The sequence below is a fragment of the Mesorhizobium sp. M5C.F.Ca.ET.164.01.1.1 genome, assembly GCF_004792125.1.
Classification (GTDB): Bacteria; Pseudomonadota; Alphaproteobacteria; order Rhizobiales; family Rhizobiaceae; genus Mesorhizobium; species Mesorhizobium wenxiniae.
This window is the reverse complement of the sequence record NZ_SRTG01000230.1, coordinates 1-366: the sequence shown is the minus strand read 5'-3', so window position 1 is coordinate 366 and position 366 is coordinate 1. Positions and strand designations below refer to the sequence as shown.

Below are 366 nucleotides of genomic sequence, written 5' to 3'. Positions count from 1 at the left end.
GCCAGGAAGAACGGTTTCCAGGTATCGGCGAACTTCACAGCCGGCACCGAGTCCCTGTTGCATGGCGGCTTTCTGCGCGATGCGATGAAGTGGCCGGCATCTTCGGTCGCGGACCTGAGCGACCTCGCCAGGCGCGATCAGGCCTCGAGGCTTCGGCTGGTGGGAATGGAGCTTTTCCTTCGTCTCCATGCCGGCGGCCAATCCACCGGCCACCTGACCGAGGCACTGCACGCGGCCGTCGCCGAGGCGCGCTGAAACGTCAGGTTGGAGGCGTGTGGCCCTTCGCTATCCCCTTGTTGGACCATGATCTTCCCCGCAAGGCATTCGCGCTTTGCGCCGCGATGCCATAGTTTCGGCAAATCATGC

Annotated in this window: 1 protein-coding gene; it reads left to right on the top strand. The window is 63.7% G+C overall.

Annotated features, from left to right (window positions below):
* A partial coding sequence (locus EN807_RS35960) for a hypothetical protein (protein WP_189522679.1) occupies window positions 1–255 on the top strand: 255 nt, incomplete at its 5' end.
* Between the last annotated feature and the right edge of the window lie 111 nt (window positions 256–366).